The following is a 13389-nucleotide window of genomic DNA, read 5'->3' as shown; positions in this document are numbered from 1 at the left end:
AGTGTCCTCTTTATTTATTTGGCCGGCGCGGCTTTGCGCGGCGGAATCACGATGCGTACCGAATTGGGCACTTCCACCACGCTGGAGGCATTGTCGGCCTTCAGGCCCACGCCGGTCACGTGCGAACGCCCCGACACCAGGTCGACCGGCACGGCTGACTCCATCCGTTCTTCATCGGGAAAGATCGTCAACGCCTCGGTTTTCAGCGTCATGTTCTGCGTTTTGGGACCGGCCACGCGGTCGATCACGACATTGCGCGACAAGTGCAGCCGCGTATTGCCCTGGTCGATATGGGCCAGCTCCGCCGTCATGTTCAGCGGCGGCACGTCCGGGCTGATCTTGCGCACGAAGGGCTGGTCGATATCGGAAGAATCGTCGGCCGGATAGTGCGTGAGCTTGGCGCCGGACACGATATAGCTCGGCTTGCCCTGCAAGTCCATGCGCACCAGGCTGAAATTGGTGACGAAGTAATCGGGTTCGTCCAGCTTTTTGGCGCCATTGACGTCCAGGCTGCCCTTGTTTATCAATTCAAGCAGCCAGAAGCTGCCCAGCGCCACCGCGACGGCGCCCAGCACGGTAAAGATCATGCGCCAGCGATGGGCGCCTTCTGGCTTACGCATAGGGTTTCACTTTCAAAAAATAGGGCCGCCACCCAGGCCTGATGCAGCGGGCATCAGATGACCTTGGCCTGCGTCAGGTCATGGATATGCAAGGCGCCGACCAGCTTGCCATCAAGGTCGACCACCAGCATCTGGTTGATGCGGTGCTGTTCCATCACGGCCACCGCATCGACTGCGAGGCGTTCGGGCGCGATGCTGCGCGGGCTGGCATGCATCACGTCGCGGATCGCCACTTGCGTGAAGTCCTGCACGCGCTCGAACATGCGGCGCAAGTCGCCATCGGTAAACACGCCCACCGGGCGGTTCTGCGCGTCCACCACGGCCGTCATGCCCATGCCCTTCCTCGTCATTTCTTCCAGCGCCTGCAACAACGACGCCTCGAGCGCTACTTTCGGCACCTGCTCGCCGCTGCGCATCACGTCACGCACATGCGTGAGCAGGCGGCGGCCCAGGGCGCCACCGGGATGCGAACGGGCAAAATCTTCTTCCTTGAAACCACGCAAGTCCAGCAGCGCCACGGCCAGCGCGTCGCCCAGCGCCAGCGTGACGGTGGTGCTGGCGGTCGGCGCCAGGTTCAGCGGGCACGCTTCTTTTTCCACAGAAATATCGAGGTGCACATCGGCCAGTTGCGCCAGGCTCGATTGCGGCTTGCCCGTCATGGCGATCAACAGGCCACCCATGCGCTTGACGACCGGCATGATGGCCATCAGTTCGGCCGATTCGCCCGAATACGAGATGGCGATAAAGGCATCGTCCGAGGTGACCATGCCCAGGTCGCCATGGGCCGCTTCGGCCGGATGCACGAACATGGCCGGCGTGCCGGTCGAGGCCAGGGTGGCGGCGATCTTGCGCGCGATATGGCCGGACTTGCCGATACCCGACACCACCACGCGGCCCTTGCATTCGAGCAGCAGGGCCACGGCGCGGCCCACACTGTCGTCCGTTGCCAGGCGTGCGTGCAGCGCAACGATGGCGTCCGCCTCGATCCGCAAGGCGGTGCGCGCCAGCGCCACGGCGCGCTCGCTTGTGGCTTTCATGTCACTTCGATCAAAAGCTTTCTGCATTGTTTTTTCATGGGTTACACTCATGCCCAAAGTATAAACGAATTAGGAAAGCAAAAAACTTGCCAGTCACAACAAACAACGATTTCCACTGACCACCCCGGGCAACCCATGTTTTCCTCGCTAGAACTGACCCTGATGTTACTCGGCAGCGCCGTGCTTGGCGTGGTCGCTTTCAGAATGTTGCACTTGCCCCCCATGCTCGGCTACCTGGCCGTCGGCATCGTCATCGGCCCGCATGCGCTGGGCCTGGCCGCCGAGAATGAAGCAAGCCATACCCTGGCCGAATTCGGCGTCGTCTTCCTGATGTTTTCCATCGGGCTCGAGTTTTCCCTTCCCAAGTTTCTCGCCATGCGGCGCATCGTCTTCGGCTTGGGGCTGGCGCAGGTGGTCACCACCATCGTCGCCACCGTCGTTTTCGGGGCGCTGGTGGGGCGCTATCTGTCGGCCTACTTTCACCTGAGCTGGCAGGCCGCGTTTGCGCTCGGCGGCGCGCTGGCCATGTCGTCGACCGCCATCGTGTCAAAAATGCTGACAGAACGGCTCGAACTCGAAAGCGAACACGGCCGCAAGATCATCGGCATCCTGCTGTTCCAGGACCTGGCCGTGGTGCCGCTGTTGATCCTGATCCCGGCGCTGACCAAAGACTCGGAGAACCTGGCCGAAACGCTGGCCTGGGCCGGCGCCAAGGCGGTCGTCGTATTGATCCTGCTGCTGTTCCTCGGGCAAAAAATGGTGCGCGGCTGGCTGACCATCGTCGCCAAGCGCCGCTCGCAGGAACTGTTCATGCTCAACCTGCTGTTGATTACCCTGGGTGCGGCCTGGATCACCGAGCGCGCCGGCCTGTCGCTGGCACTGGGCGCCTTTGTGGCCGGCATGCTCATTTCCGAGACCGAATTCAAGCACCAGGTGGAAGAGGATATCAAACCTTTCCGCGACGTGCTGCTGGGCCTGTTTTTCATCACGGTCGGCATGCTGCTCAATATCCGCGTGGTGTTTGAGAACTGGTGGCTCGTCTTGCTGCTGCTGTGCGCGCCCGTGCTGCTCAAATTCGCCCTGATCGCCGGCCTGGCCCGGCTGTTCGGCGCCTCCCAGGGGGTGGCCCTGCGCACCGGGCTGGGACTGGCGCAGGCCGGCGAATTCGGCTTCGTGCTGCTCAATTTGGCCGGCGGCATCAAGCTGATGGACCCCTTCGTGGTGCAGGTGGTGCTGGCGGCGATGGTGCTGTCGATGCTGATCGCGCCGCTGATGATCGCCAAGTCCGACGCCATCGTCATGAAGCTGGCCGCCAACGACTGGATGATGCAGTCGCTGGCGCTGACGAAGATCGCCACGCGCACCATGGCGGCCCAGAGACACGTGCTGATCGCCGGCTTCGGGCGCAGCGGGCAAAGCCTGGCGACCCTGCTGACGGAAGAAAAGATCGAATACCATGCGCTGGACCTGGACCCGGAACGGGTACAGGAAGCGCAACTGGCCGGCGCCCATGTCTCGTATGGCGACGCAGGCCGGCGCGAAAGCCTGGTGGCGGCCGGCATTTACCGGGCCAGCGCCGTGGTGATTACCTACGCCAACACACCGGCGGCCCTGCGCTTGCTACATCTGGTCAATGAACTGGCGCCGACGCTGCCTGTCATCGTGCGCAGCTACGACGACAGCGACCTGGACCAGTTGCGCGACGCGGGCGCCACCGAAGTGGTGCCGGAATTGATGGAAGGCAGCCTGATGCTGGCCTCGCACGCCCTGATCATGATGGGCGTGCCGCTGCGCCGCGTGGTGCACCGGGTGCAGGCCGCGCGCGAAAAACGCTACGCCTCGCTGCGCGGCTATTTCCATGGCACCAGCGACGCCGGCGACGACGCCGAGCTCGAACGCCTGCATTCGGTTACCGTCGGCGACAGCGCGCGCTGCATCGGCGTGGCCTTGAGCAGCATCGACATGGCAGGCTGCGGCGCGCAGGTAGCCAGCATCCGCCGCGGACGCAGCAGCCTGGCCGTCACGCCCGAGCTCGAATTGTCGAGCGGCGACGTGGTGGTGCTGCGCGGCAGCGCCGATGCGGTGGCGAAAGCGGAAAACCTGCTGCGCAAGTAAGTCAGCCCACTGCGCTGACCACCCGGTTGCGCCCGCCCGCCTTGGCCTGGTACAAGGCCTGGTCCGCATGGGCCACCAGTTGCTGTGCCACCACGTCGATCGGCAACGCGTTCGCCTGCGACGGCAGGCTGGCCACGCCGATCGACACGCTGACCGATGCCTGCACGGCGCCCGGCAGGTCGAACGGCGCGTCGGCGATGCTGGCGCGGATGCGCTCGGCAACAACCGTAGCGCTGGCCAGGTCCGCATCGATCAGCAGCACGACAAATTCCTCGCCGCCAAAACGCCCCAGCGCATCGGAGCGGCGCAATTCGTGGCGAATGCGCGCCGCCACTTCGCGCAGCACCTCGTCGCCGCCCTGGTGGCCGTGGGTGTCGTTGACGCGCTTGAAATGGTCAATATCGATATACATGCAGGTGATGCAATACTGCTGGCGCCGCGCGCGGGCGATTTCTTCGAGCAGGCGCCGGTCGATATAGCGGCGGTTGTAGACGCCCGTCAGCGCATCGGTCAGGCCGATATATTTGAGCATTTCATTGCTGATCACGTTTTCCAGGCAGATCGCGATAATCGAGGCCATGTGCTTGATGAAGTCGGTGCCCAGCGCCGGTGTAAAGCGCGCGGCATCGCTGCTGGCCAGGTTCAGGCTGCCGATCAGCCGCCGGTTGCGCAGCAAGGGCACCAGCGCCACGCTGCGCAGCACGACGTCGCTGGCCGGAAAGCGCACGCCATGCACGGCCGCATCGAACGGACCGAGCAGCGGCAGGGGCGGCGCGCCTTCGGCGGCCGGCATGAAGCCCAGTTCGCCGGGACCATGCACGAACAGCATCTGCGGAAAGGCGCTGAAATCGACGCCCAGCTTTTCCATCACCACCAGGATATCGTCGCCCTCGTCAACCAGGCTCAGGGTCACGCCGTCGAGCCCGGAGACCACGGGCAGGGTGCGAAAGATAGTGCCGATCAGTTCGGGAAAGGTCGAGGCGCCGACGATTTCCAGGTCGAACGCCTGGTGGCGGCCCATGATGTCGTGGTTGCGCTCGAGCTGTTCGGTCAAATACGCCAGGTGCGCGCGCAAGGCCTGGTTTTCCGCTTCCAGGCGGGTGATGGCCGCAGCCTGGCTGGCGGGGCCTGACCCTGACGATATCGGTTGACTCATAGACACCTCAAACCCTTCTGTGCGGCCACCACGCTTAAAACGCCAGCTCGAAACCAACTTCCTGGCCTACCACGATGCGTTCGTCGCCCCCCTGGATGACGATGGCGTTCATGCCGAAGCAGATCGCGCCGTCGAGTTCAGGCTTGGCGCGGTAGCCGTGCATGACATCGAGCGGGTCAGGTCCCGGCACGCCCGTTTCCTGGTCGACCGAGGGAATCGGGCAGCGCGGACACGGCTTGACGGGTTTCAGGGTGGTGGCGCCGAACTGCAGCGCTTCGGCATAATCTTCCTCGAAAGCGCCGATGCCGTCGAGTACCAGATTGGGCCGAAAACGGTTCATCGGCAACGGCGCGCGGCCGGCCGCGCGCAGTTTCTCGTTCACATCATCGAGCGAGGCCACGCTGGCCACCAGCAGCGGATAACCGTCGGAAAACAGGGTGGGCGCGGCAATGCCGCCGGTCCAGGTAGTGCCGGTGGTGCGCACCACATCCGGATGAAAGCGTACCAGCCGGCATGGCGTGCCGATGGCGTTGGAAAACCAGGCCGCCGTCACGTCGTCGCAATCATAGGCGCGCACCTGCTCGTCCCACAACTGGACTTCCTGCATGGGCGAGCGTTGCGGGTGCGGCAAGCCCAGTTCGATTTCCAGGCGCAGCATGCCGGGCGCGCGCACTTCCAGGGTGCTCGCCTTGATGGTGGGCACGATCAGCGCCATGCGCGGATAGTCGCGCTGGGTCAGGAAGCGGCCATCGGCGTCGACCACCATCCACTCGCGGTCATACACGTGTTCGCTCATCAGGCCGCAGTCGGTCAGCACGGCCTCGCGCAAGGCGATGCCGGCGCACGATTTGATGGGATAAAGGGTAATGCCGGACAGGATAGCCATGCGCCATGGGCAGCGCCGCAGCCGCTGCCGATTCATTGTTCAGAGGCGCAGTATGGCAGCAAAGCGGGCCAGCGTAAATCTGCCTGATGAGGCAAAAAGCACGCCAGCGCGCAGCAGCATCAGTAGGTGTAGAAAATACGCTGGATTTCTTGCGTGCTATTGGTCTTGGTCAGGGCCAGCATCAGCAGGATGCGGGCTTTTTGCGGGTTCAGCGTATCGGACACAACGCTGTCGAGTTCGTCGTCATTGGCTTCGCCATTGCGCGCCACGATGCCCTGGCCTACGCGGCTCGAACGCACGATCAGCACGCCCTTCTGGCGCGCCTCGACCAGTGCCGGCTTCATTTGCGCGGCCACGCTGCCGTCGCCCACGCCGGCGTGGATGATGCCCTTGGCGCCAGCGGCGATAAAGGCGTCCATGCCCACCCGGTTCATGTTGGCGTAGCCATAGACGATGTCCACTTGCGGCAGGGAATCGAGCTTGCTGACGTCAAATTCCGCTTCCAGCGTGTGCTTGCGCGTCGACTGGCGATAAAAGAAGGGTTTGCTGCCCTGGATATAGCCGAGCATGCCCAGTTCGGTCGACTTGAAGGTGTCGGTGGTCGAGGTATTGGTCTTGGTCACTTCGCGCGCGGCATTGATCTGGTCGTTCAAGGCCACCAGCACGCCCTTGCCGACGGCTTCCTTGCTGCCAGCGAGCAGAACCGCGTTGTACAGATTGATCGGGCCATCGGCCGAGATCGCCGTCGATGGCCGCATGGCGCCCACCACCACCACCGGCTTGTTGCTCTTGACGGTGAGGTTCAGGAAGTAGGCGGTTTCTTCGATGGTATCGGTGCCGTGCGTGACGACCACGCCATCGACGTCTTGCGAAGCGAGCAGCACATTGATGCGCTTGGCCAGGGTCAACCAGTGTTGATTGGTCATGCTTTCGCTGGCGATCTGGAATACCTGCTCGCCTTTCACGTTCGCCACTTTCTTCAGTTCCGGCACGGCGGCGATCAGGCGCTCGACGCCCACGGTGGCCGAGGTATAGCCGACGGTGGTGGTGCTGTCGGCGCCGCTGCCGGCGATGGTGCCGCCGGTCGCCAGGATCACCACGTTCGGCAGTTTGACGGCCGCCTGCTGCGCGCGCGCGGGCGCGGTGGCGACAAAGCTCATCATCAAGGTGGCCAGCATCAGCTGTGCACAAGATTGGATTTTGCGTGAAAACATGGTACTCCTGTCTGGTGATATGGTGAAAATAACAAAGTGTTCGACAAATTATATGTCATCAAACCACCATCGCAGGATGATTTATTGCATGGGCGCCATGCGCGAGGCGTGCGTGCCCGATACTGCGCTACAGTAGCCTGCTCAATCTTGCGGAGCACAAGCATGAACACCATCAAATTGCTGGCCACGGCCGGTATCGTCCTGGCGCCGGCGTGCGCCGCCGGGCAGGCCCTGCCCTTGTGGGAAGCGGGCGTGTTCGGCGGCACGGCCGTGACCCCGTCTTATCCGGGCTCAAACGAGCGCTCGACGCGCACCCTGGCCCTGCCCTTCCTGATTTACCGCGGCGAGGTGCTGCGCGCCGACCGCTCGGGCGTGGGCGCGCGCCTGCTCAATACCGACCAGGTGGAACTCGACGTCGGCTTTGCGCTGTCGCTGCCAGCGCGGTCGAGCGAGGTGCCGGCGCGGCGCGGCATGCCGGATTTGGGTTCCCTGGTGGAATTTGGCCCGCGCGTCAAGATCAAGCTCTTTGATCCCTCGCCGAACAGCCGTGTACGGCTGGAACTGCCGCTGCGCGCCGTGATCGAAGCACGCGGCGGCCTGCGCCGCCAGGGCGCCACGTTCGAACCGCGCCTGGCCTACGCCCTGGCCGACCCGCAAGGGCGCTGGCATATGGAGACTTACGCCAGCGCGGTGCTGGGCAACGCCACCATCAACGATTATTTTTATGGCGTTGGGCAAGCCTATGCCACGCCGCAGCGCCCCGCCTACGCGGCCAGAAGCGGCTTGATGCTGACCCGCCTGGGCCTGGGTGGCTCGTATCTGCTGCACCGCGACTGGCGCGCCTTTGCCTTCTTACGCTACGACAATTACGCCGGCGCCGCCAACCGCGACAGCCCGCTGCTACGCCAGCACAGCGGCACCTCGGCCGGCATCGGGCTGATGTGGACGTGGCGGCGCTCGGGCCAGGCAGCGCGCAGCGGCGAGGAGTGATTTACAGATAGTCGTCTTCCAGCTGGTGCCGCACGGCCAGTAGCGTCACTGTCCGCGCTTTCTCCATCATGGTGAACCAGGAAAGACCGTACTGGCCGGCCGGGTTTCTGGAAGAATATACACGATGCCGTCCGATTGCTTGAACGACGGACTGACGACGCCCTCATAAAACTTGGGCGGCACATTGATGCAGCCATATGAAATCCGGTTGTCGAGCGGCGTGGCGCTGGCCAGGCGCTGCAGCCGCTGTTCCCGCGGATTGCTGGTGACCACCGGATGCAGGGAGATGGCGGCGTCGTAATCGACCCACAAGATTTCGCCGCCGTGCAAATTATGGCCCAGCGACGCGACAAAACGGCCAGCCGGCGTGGTGCGCTCCTCGGGCCGGATGTCGGCCAGCTTGCGCGTGCCGATGCCAGGCACCGAATCGTCTCCCGACGACTGTCCCAGCAAGGCGGCCGAGGCGCCGCGCAGGACGCCGTCGGCATTGAATACAAACACCTTGGCGCCGCGCTTGTCGACGATGACAAACGGCAGCCGACCGTTATCGCCGGAATCGACGATCCAGTCCGCCAGCTTGCTCGTTTCGGCAGAGGCCGGCTCCAGCTTGAAGTCGGCCCGGCCCCCGGCCGCCAGCGCACAAGGCGCCGCAGCCAGGGCGCTCAGGGCCAACAGCATACACCCCAAACGCGCAACCATCAGTTGCGATCCTGCTTGCGCGGATGCGCTACCGGCACGTAAGGCGCTGGCGGCGCTTCCACCGGGGTGACAGGCGGCGCTGGCGGCACCACGACTGGCACCGGCGGCAACACCGGAGGTACCGGCGGCGGCAACACGAATGGCGTACCAGGCGGCAAGGCCGGCGGCACCACCACCAATGTCGTGATCGGCGGCGGCAAAGGCGTCACGTTATTGGGCGGCACGACCACTGGCGGTACGTCCCGTGGTGGCACCAGGACTGGAGGTATCACCACGACGGGTGGCACGACCACCGGCGGCACTACCACCACGGGTGGCGTCACCACGGGAGGAACGACGACCACCGGCGGCACCACAGGTGGCGTCACCACGGGCGGAACGACCACCGGCGGCACCACCACGGGCGGAGTCACCACAGGCGGCGTCACCACGGGCGGAACGACGACTGGCGGCACCACCACGGGTGGCGTCACCACGGGCGGAACGACCACCGGCGGCACCACCACGGGTGGCGTTACCACGGGTGGAACGACCACCGGCGGCACCACCACAGGCGGAGTCACCACAGGTGGCGTCACCACGGGCGGAACAACCACCGGCGGAACAACCACAGGTGGCGTCACCACGGGCGGAACGACGACCGGCGGCACCACCACGGGCGGCGTCACCACGGGCGGAACGACCACCGGCGGCACCACCACGGGTGGCGTTACCACGGGTGGAACGACGACCGGCGGCACCACCACAGGCGGAGTCACCACGGGTGGCGTCACCACGGGTGGAACGACGACCGGCGGTACCACCACGGGTGGCGTCACCACGGGCGGAACAACGACCGGCGGAACAACCACAGGTGGCGTCACCACGGGCGGAACAACCACCGGCGGCACCACCACAGGTGGCGTCACCACGGGCGGAACGACGACCGGCGGCACCACCACGGGTGGCTCGACGACCGGCGGTACCACCACAGGAGGGACAACCACCACTGGCGGGACAACCACGGGCGGTACCACCACGGGTGGGTCAATCACCACCGGTGGCACCACCACGGGCGGCACGACCACGGGCGGATCAACCACCACCGGCGGGGCGACGATCACCGGCGGCACCACCACCGCAGGGGTCACGACCAATGCACCAGGCATATAGGTAATTGCATAATTCGACGGCATGAAGGTGCCGCCTGCGGCATTGCTGGGCATAATCGCGTACGGTCCGGGCGCGGCGGCGTCCGCAGCGGCGCCGGGGCTGGCGCCGGTGACGCGGCCGATGCTCTCGCCATTTTGCAGCGCGCTCGAGGTAAAGCCGCTCAGGTCCGGCGTCTCGCCGTAAGCCTTGGTGACGTTATTGGCGGTGATGCTCAACGGCGCCGGCGTCACCGTCAGCGCGCCATTGAGATAGGTAATCGCATAGTTCGATGGCGTAAAGGTACCGCCCTTCGCATCGCTTGGAATGATGGGGTACGGCCCCGGCACCGGCGCGGTGGCCAGTGTGCCGGTGCTGGTCTCGGTGACGCTGCCGATGGTCTCGCCATTTTGCAGCGCGGTGGAAGTAAAGGCGGACAAGGTCGGCGTCTGGCCATAAACCTTGCTCGCATCCGTCGCCGTGATCCTCAGCAGCGCCGGCGTCACCGTCAGCGCGCCATTGACATAGTTGATGGTGTAGTTCGATGGCGTGAAGGTACCGCCCTTCGCATCGCTTGGAATGATGGGGTACGGCCCCGGCACCGGCGCGGTGGCCAGCGTGCCGGTGCTGGTCTCGGTGACGCTGCCGATGGTCTCGCCATTTTGCAGCGCGGTGGAAGTAAAGGCGGACAAGGTCGGCGTCTGGCCATAAACCTTGCTCGCATCCGTCGCCGTGATCCTCAGCAGCGCCGGCGTCACCGTCAGCGCGCCATTGACATAGTTGATGGTGTAGTTCGATGGCGTGAAGGTGCCGCCGCCGGCAGCGCTCGGCACGATGGCGTACGGTCCGCCGGCGACCGACGCGGTGGTGGCGGCGCCGATGCTGTTTTCAGTCACATTGCCGACTGTTTCGCCGTTTTGCATGCCCGCAGCATCGAACTGCGTCAGCACCGCCGTCTGGCCGTAGACCTTGCTGACACTGGTCGCCGTCACCGTCATGGGAGCCGGCGTGATATTGGCGGCGGTGAACGCGGTCGCATTGACCGTGTAGTTGCCGGCGCTCGCCCCGGTCAGGCCCAGGCCGGTGCCCAGCACCGCCTTGTTGTTGCCGGCATTCTGGTCGGCAAAGGCGGCCGAGCCGCCGGTGTAGCTGACGGTCGCCGCATCGGCCGCCAGCACGCCGTTCAGGCTGCGACTGGTGATGACGGCGCTCTGCTTGCCGTCGTAGACCTTGTTGGCGGCATTGATCGAACCAACGATGGCCAATGCGGTAATGTTGGCCGAACTGCTGCCGCTGCCGTTGCCGAACAGCGCGAAGCGCGCCACATCGGCGCCGCCCAGGTTATAGCCGCTGTAGGCAACAGCCTTGCCGACACCCACATTCTTGTCGCTGAACGTGGCGATGCCGGGTACCAGGGTAACGTCGCCGCCGGCGCGCGGATCGGCAATGAAGCCCAGGCTGGCGCCATTGGTGGCGTCGTACACCTTGTTCTCGGCGCGGGCGAAAACCCAGGCGCGCGCGTCGAGCGCACCGACCACCTTGGTGCCGTAGGCAGCGATCTCGGCGGCCGTGTTGGCATAGCCGTTCGGGTTGAACAGGATCACCGTGTTGGCGCCGCTGACCTTGCCGATGCCGGCAAACACCACGGTGCCGCCGGATACGCCGGGGCCGGTGCCGTCATTGTCGGCACGCAATGTTACCAGGCCGCCATCGGCGCTGACCGCGCTGTTGATGGTGATGGTCTTGTCGGCGATCAGGCTCAGGGCGCCGCCGCCATTGGCGCTGAGCGCGCCATTGATATCGATATTATTGGTCGCGCGCATGGCCGTCGAACCGCCGCCGTCGGTCGTCAGCGCGCCATCGATGACGATGTTGCGCCCGGCGTCCAGGCTGACTTTCGAACCGCTGCCGCTAGCCGTGATGGCCGCCGCCGAATTGAGCACCACATCGTTGAGCGCAATGAGCTTGAGGCCGGAACCGGCCGTGCTGGCGGTAATCGCCGCATTGATCAGCACATCGTGGCCGGCGTTCAATTCCAGCGTTTGCGGGGTGGTCCAGGTCAGCGCGCTGCCCACCGTGATGTCATTCGTCGCGGTGATCTCGCGGTTGCTGCTGGCCAGGCTCTTGGCCACCTGCGCCGGCGTTTCGTCGCCGCCAGCCAGTGCGATCGTGTAGTTGACCGGATCGAGCAGCCAGGTGCCGGTCTTGCCTTGCGGCGCCAGCGTGTTGACATAAGCGTCCGCGCCGCGCACCACGGTCTTGCCCGAGGTCTCAATCAGGCCGCCATTGCCGGAGCGCGCACCGCCGCGCGCCGTCAGCGTGCCGCCGAAAGTAGTCGTGCCATCGGACCAGACGACGATCTGGCCGCCATTGCCCTGGCTGACCGCATCGGCGTGGACCACTGCGCCGCTGTCGACGCTGGTCGAGAGCGCGTGCGCTTCGGCACCCTTGCCCTGGTAATTGCCGCCGATCAGCACCGTACCGCCGCCGGCGTCACCGGCGGCGTCGATGGCCGCCGTGCCGGTCAGCGCGATGTGCTGGCCCAGCACGGTCACCTGGCCGCCGCGTTCGCCCGCGCCACGGCCCGATGCATCGAGCGTGCCGGACTGCGTGACGCTGCCGCCGGCCGTATCGCCAAGCAGGCGGATCACGCCATTGTGGTTTTCCAGCGTACGGGCGCGTATCACGCCGCTATTGTTGACGGCGCTGCCCAGCAGGCTGCCGGCGCCTTGTGCGCTGAGCATGACCTGGCCGCCATCGGCCTGGATCAGGCCGCCGTTTTGCGCCAGCGCACCGAGGGCGCCGCGATCGACCGTGACATTGAGCAACTGCCCACCCAGCACATCGAGCGTGACGGCGCTGCCGGCGGCCAGCGCCACCATGCCGCGGTTGGCGACGATGCTGCCCTGGTTATCGACCTTGCCGCCGACCAGCGCCACATAGCCGCCATCGGCCGCGATCGTGCCCTGGTTGACGATGGCGCCATTGGCATTGCCGCTGAACTGATAGCGCCCGGCCATGAAGTCGCCGTCGCTCAGGCCCAGGGTCGAGCCGACCAGGCCGCCGACATTGACCGACGCGCCCTTGCCGAACAGGATACCGTTCGGGTTGATCAGGAAGACCTTGCCGTTGGCGCTGAGGTTGCCCAGGATGCTGGACGGATCGCTGCCGATGACGCGATTGAGCGCCACCGAATTGCTGTTCGGCTGCACGAATTGCACGCTTTCGCCAGCGGCGATATTAAAACTCTGCCAGTTGATCGCCACGTTCTGCGTCGACTGATTGATCACCATGCTGCCTGGCCGGGTGGTGTTGATGGTGGCGCCGCCGGCAGTCACGGTGCCGGCGGGCGGCAGCGCATACACATTGGCGCCCAGCGCCAGCATCAGCGATACCGACAAGGTCTTCAGGGCGAACAAGGCGGCGCCGGCGGTGCTGCCGCGCACGGAGGAGCTGGCCTTGCCGGCACTGCTGGTGTTTTCGGAAACGGCGACATAGGCGCCGGTCTTTTCATTCCATATCGAGCGGTAAATGTGGTTCATTG

General features: G+C 65.1%; 9 protein-coding genes. 2 read left to right on the top strand and 7 right to left on the bottom strand.

Going from position 1 to position 13389, the window contains the following annotated elements:
- Window positions 1-14: 14 nt before the first annotated feature.
- The gene (gene lptC / locus CD932_RS13050) at window positions 15-620 is read right to left on the bottom strand and encodes an LPS export ABC transporter periplasmic protein LptC (RefSeq protein WP_254926569.1); all 606 of its coding nucleotides are present in this window, start codon (window positions 618-620) and stop codon (window positions 15-17) included.
- 53 nt (window positions 621-673) lie between these two features.
- Window positions 674-1684, bottom strand: a complete 1011-nt coding sequence (locus tag CD932_RS13045) for an SIS domain-containing protein (protein WP_094442996.1) — start codon at window positions 1682-1684, stop codon at window positions 674-676.
- 108 nt (window positions 1685-1792) lie between these two features.
- Between CD932_RS13045 and CD932_RS13040 the strand changes: the two genes are divergently transcribed.
- Window positions 1793-3772: a monovalent cation:proton antiporter family protein gene (locus tag CD932_RS13040; protein WP_094442995.1), complete on the top strand. Its 1980-nt coding sequence runs from the start codon at window positions 1793-1795 to the stop codon at window positions 3770-3772.
- A 1-nt stretch (window position 3773) separates the two neighbouring features.
- On the opposite strand, the gene CD932_RS13035 is transcribed toward CD932_RS13040, so the two are convergent.
- The 3 genes from CD932_RS13035 to CD932_RS13025 form a co-directional block, all read right to left on the bottom strand.
- Window positions 3774-4928 carry a diguanylate cyclase gene (locus CD932_RS13035; RefSeq protein WP_094442994.1) on the bottom strand — a complete coding sequence of 385 codons (1155 nt, stop codon included), beginning with the start codon at window positions 4926-4928 and terminating at the stop codon, window positions 3774-3776.
- Between the two features lie 34 nt (window positions 4929-4962).
- On the bottom strand, window positions 4963-5814 hold the full coding sequence (locus CD932_RS13030) for an MOSC domain-containing protein (RefSeq protein WP_094442993.1): 852 nt from the start codon (window positions 5812-5814) through the stop codon (window positions 4963-4965).
- Between the two features lie 119 nt (window positions 5815-5933).
- Window positions 5934-7028 carry a type II asparaginase gene (locus CD932_RS13025; RefSeq protein WP_094442992.1) on the bottom strand — a complete coding sequence of 365 codons (1095 nt, stop codon included), beginning with the start codon at window positions 7026-7028 and terminating at the stop codon, window positions 5934-5936.
- A gap of 162 nt (window positions 7029-7190) precedes the next feature.
- Here CD932_RS13025 and CD932_RS13020 point away from each other — a divergent pair, with 162 nt between their 5' ends.
- A complete protein-coding gene (locus CD932_RS13020; RefSeq protein WP_094442991.1) occupies window positions 7191-8018 on the top strand; it encodes a MipA/OmpV family protein in 828 nt (275 codons plus the stop codon).
- Window positions 8019-8084: 66 nt separating this feature from the next.
- On the opposite strand, the gene CD932_RS13015 is transcribed toward CD932_RS13020, so the two are convergent.
- Entirely contained in the window at window positions 8085-8696 is a 612-nt protein-coding gene (locus CD932_RS13015; RefSeq protein ID WP_254926568.1) for a hypothetical protein, read from the bottom strand.
- A 20-nt stretch (window positions 8697-8716) separates the two neighbouring features.
- Entirely contained in the window at window positions 8717-13387 is a 4671-nt protein-coding gene (locus tag CD932_RS13010; protein WP_094443623.1) for an MBG domain-containing protein, read from the bottom strand.
- Between the last annotated feature and the right edge of the window lie 2 nt (window positions 13388-13389).

Origin of the sequence: Janthinobacterium sp. PC23-8 (genome assembly GCF_002250505.1) — a bacterium.
GTDB lineage: Bacteria > Pseudomonadota > Gammaproteobacteria > Burkholderiales > Burkholderiaceae_D > Janthinobacterium.
The sequence above is the reverse complement of the archived record's forward strand: the minus strand, read 5'-3'. Positions and strand labels throughout refer to the sequence as shown.